Annotated in this window: 4 protein-coding genes and 1 pseudogene; 2 read left to right on the top strand and 3 right to left on the bottom strand. The window is 33.1% G+C overall.

Annotated elements, in window-relative coordinates:
• Positions 1-306 (top strand): annotated as a pseudogene (locus tag X926_RS07855) (hypothetical protein); the annotation flags it as partial.
• On the opposite strand, the gene X926_RS07850 reads toward X926_RS07855, so the two are convergent.
• Together X926_RS07850 and X926_RS07845 are read right to left on the bottom strand one after the other, a co-directional pair.
• Positions 286-822, bottom strand: a complete 537-nt coding sequence (locus X926_RS07850) for a hypothetical protein (RefSeq protein WP_103065668.1) — start codon at positions 820-822, stop codon at positions 286-288. The pseudogene X926_RS07855 and the gene X926_RS07850 sit on opposite strands and share 21 nt — an antisense overlap.
• A 97-nt stretch (positions 823-919) precedes the next feature.
• Positions 920-1,282: a hypothetical protein gene (locus tag X926_RS07845; protein WP_103065667.1), complete on the bottom strand. Its 363-nt coding sequence runs from the start codon at positions 1,280-1,282 to the stop codon at positions 920-922.
• Between the two features lie 448 nt (positions 1,283-1,730).
• On the opposite strand from X926_RS07845, the gene X926_RS07835 reads away from it, so the two are divergent.
• A complete protein-coding gene (locus X926_RS07835; RefSeq protein ID WP_103065665.1) occupies positions 1,731-2,645 on the top strand; it encodes a hypothetical protein in 915 nt (304 codons plus the stop codon).
• 95 nt (positions 2,646-2,740) lie between these two features.
• Here the strand turns inward: X926_RS07835 and X926_RS07830 are convergent, their stop codons facing one another.
• On the bottom strand, positions 2,741-3,265 hold the full coding sequence (locus X926_RS07830) for a VanZ family protein (RefSeq protein ID WP_103065664.1): 525 nt from the start codon (positions 3,263-3,265) through the stop codon (positions 2,741-2,743).
• Between the last annotated feature and the right edge of the window lie 190 nt (positions 3,266-3,455).

Here is a 3,455-nt window from a genome sequence, read left to right as displayed (position 1 = left end):
TTCGGAAAGAGGACAGATTACAAAGAGATAGAAGAAAGGTACGAAGAGCTAAAAGAAATGGAGGTGCCAAAAATGTTTGACACATTAGAGGAGATAGCAAAAAGAGACAGAGAAAAAGCTAAAGTGGAAGGAAAACTTGAAGAAAGAAAAGAATTGATAATTGAGATTCTAAACCAAAGGTTTGGAGAAGATTTTGATAAGAGATTAGAAGATAAGATCAGAAAAGCAAATGAAGAAACCATAAACCAAATAAAGAAGAACATTCTAAGTATTACACTAGAAGAACTAAAAGAAATATTGAAATAATGGTAGCAGGTGAAACACAATCTGATATTTTTGGATAGGTAACAGGGCAAAACCCTTTTCCATTTGCTCATGGGTAAGTTGCGGAGTGAAATGGAAGAAGGCTTTTTTTCCTTGTGGGCGGGCGGACATACTTTGCATAATCGGGTAAACTTTTCGTTTAGAAAGTGCATCATTTATATATTTTCGTACAATTTTATAAATCTCAATTTCTAAATCTTGGCTTTTCATAATTTTTTCATCAATAGCTCTCGTTAATTCAACTCCATTTTTTTGATTATCAAATTTAACTATGAAATCAGGAGATTCACTACATTCTAAATAACAATTTTTTGGAAAAAGATCCTCATCAAAAATTTTATAATAATTGCTGAAAAAATCTTCTAATAGCTTAAATTCTTCCTTTTTCTTATCGTTTATTTTTATCACCCCACTTTTTGCATCGCTTTCGATACTTTTAAGTGTTTTAGAAAGTATACCGACAATTGGTCCAACAAATGGTGCAATTACTAAATGCAAGTATACCTTCCTCTCACACAAGTCCTATATAAGGCTCCTATAAAATCAAATAAATTTCACCTTTTTGGCCTTTTTTCACCTAATAAATACTTTCTCTTCAGCATTTGCTACGGCTATTGATACCAAGTTTCTCCTCTATCTCCCTTGCTTGATAGGTGAAGGAAGAATAACTTCCTTTGTATCCTTCTTCACAGATGAGTTCGTATATACGTCTTTTGGTTAACTTTTGGTTCTTGGGTTGCTTTGAATTGTGTTCTAACAAATGTTTGATACGTTTTTCAAAATCACCATTTACTGGTTTATCTCTCTCAACGTTCATATGATACTTCTGTTCTGGGTTCTTGATAGCTCTTTTAACCGTCGCTCTGTGTATCCCCATTTCTTTTGCTATCTCTCTTTGACTTTTGTGTTTGTTAAAATACAAAAATCTTATATAATTGTATTGTACCTTCTCTATCACCTTCCTTGAACCCCCTTCGGGGTGTTTCCCCCTGTAAAATTTTTTGTTCAAATTTATTATACAGGATTTGTGTGATAGGGTGGTACACTTTTCGATGAATAAGTGCAAAAAAATTGGTTAGATTATAAATCGATGTCTTTAAAATGATACCCTTTCCTTCAACCCAAACATTCTTCTTTGACTTAACAAAAGCATTCTCGCAATCTACAAGATGAACGTTCTTCAATAAAACGGGCGCAGTGTGAAAAGAAACAAACCCTTTTCCTTATGGTTGAAAAGCTGGGAAAGGGCCCGCAAGTCCCTCTTTCCTTATAGGGCGGGCAGCGGGGGGTAGGGCGCTATAAAACTTATTAAACAAGAGTTGGATAATAAGATAGCACACCTTCAAAAACATATGGTATAATATAAATAGTTCAAAAAACTATCGAGTAACCAAAAGGGGGAGCTGATGAAAGGCACCAACATAACCCACAACCGTCAGGATATTATCTTCAAAAAGATGTCAGTACTATTCAAAAACGAAACCCTCAAATATTATGAACTGAACTTACCAAAGATAATCTCAGTAAAACCAACAGAACTACCAGTAATAAACGTATCAAACCAAAACATGGATTTTGTATTTGAATTAGAGGACAACTCACTGTTACACTTAGAATTTCAAACTACATGGAAGAAAGCAGACTTACTAAGATTTGCACAATATGACATAGCGTTATACCAAAAAGAAAGAAGAAAGATAAACACGGTGGTAATATACTCAGGAAAATACGAAAGTGCAGAAAATGAATTGGACATGGGCTCAAATAAATACAAAGTTTTACAAGTATTCATGATAAAGTACGATGGAATAAAAAGGTATGAAGAGATAAAAGGAAAGATAGAAAAAGGAGAACCCCTAACGGATAAAGACTTAATGGATTTAGTATTCTTGCCATTGATGAGAAACGAAAAAAGCGAAGAAGAAATGACAAAAGAAGCGTTAGAGTTAGCGATCACTATACCAGATGAAAACAAAAAAGAAGCAGTAATAGGATCGCTATTAGGATTCTCAGACAATTATGTAAGGGAAGAGTACCTAAACAAACTGAAAGAGGTGATACGAATGACAAAGATAGGAGCTTCATTATTTGAAGAAGGCGTAGAAAAAGGAAAAAGAGAAGGAAAAAGAGAAGGTGAAAGAAAAGGAAAACTTGAAGAAAGAAAAGAATTGATAATTGAGATTCTAAACCAAAGGTTTGGCGAAGATTTTGATAAAAGATTAGAAGAAAAGGTTAGAAAAGCAAATGAAGAAACCATAAACCAAATAAAGAAAAATATTCTTAGTATAACCATAGAAGAACTAAAAGAAATATTGAAATAACTTTTTTACCAAATTCATTATACAGTATTTGTGTGAGATGGTGGCATAACTTTTCATTTAGTAAACTCAAACGCTATCTAAAAAAAGATAGCGTTTTATTTATACCTTAGATAAATCTCCTTACAAATCTTATAAACCACATAAATTACCAAAATTATTATATTAGCAAAAACAGCTCCTGAAATATCTATAAGAACATCATTCAATGAAGAACCTCTGCCAACAAACTCTTGAGAATATTCATCTACTACAGCTATAAGTGCTGGTAAAGATACTCCAAGTAATGTCCCTATCAATAATCTCTTTGAATACAAATATCCAAACAACCAAGAAAACACACTAAGTATAAAATATATTCCAAAATGTGCACTTTTTCTAACAAGTGCTATGGAATCAGCATATTGATCTCCAAGCCACAACTTCTTTAAAAATACTTCTATCTCTCTAAACCATTTTGTATCTGAAAAATCAAATACATTATCTATTGATTTAATAACATTATAGACAAAATAAGATTGATTTGAAGATTCCTCTGGATTTCTTGTTCCAAAAAACAAAATAACTCCAACCCAAAAAATTAAAAAAATTAATGATATTATTATATATCTTCTTCTTTCCATATAATCACCTGTTTTATTCTATAACAAAACCACCTCAAATGAAACCCCCAAAGTAAGTTAGGTGGTCTAAGATGGACAGGATGCAGGTCGGAACCCCCTTACTCCCCCGGGTTTAAGGGACCGTAGGGCCCATTCCCTAAAAATGCGTGGGGAGCGGGGTGAAAGGGGTGCTAACAAAGCTCCTTTTCCT

The sequence above is a fragment of the Petrotoga sp. HWHPT.55.6.3 genome, assembly GCF_002895495.1.
Classification (GTDB): domain Bacteria; phylum Thermotogota; class Thermotogae; order Petrotogales; family Petrotogaceae; genus Petrotoga; species Petrotoga mobilis.
The sequence above is the reverse complement of the archived record's forward strand: the minus strand, read 5'-3'. Positions and strand labels throughout refer to the sequence as shown.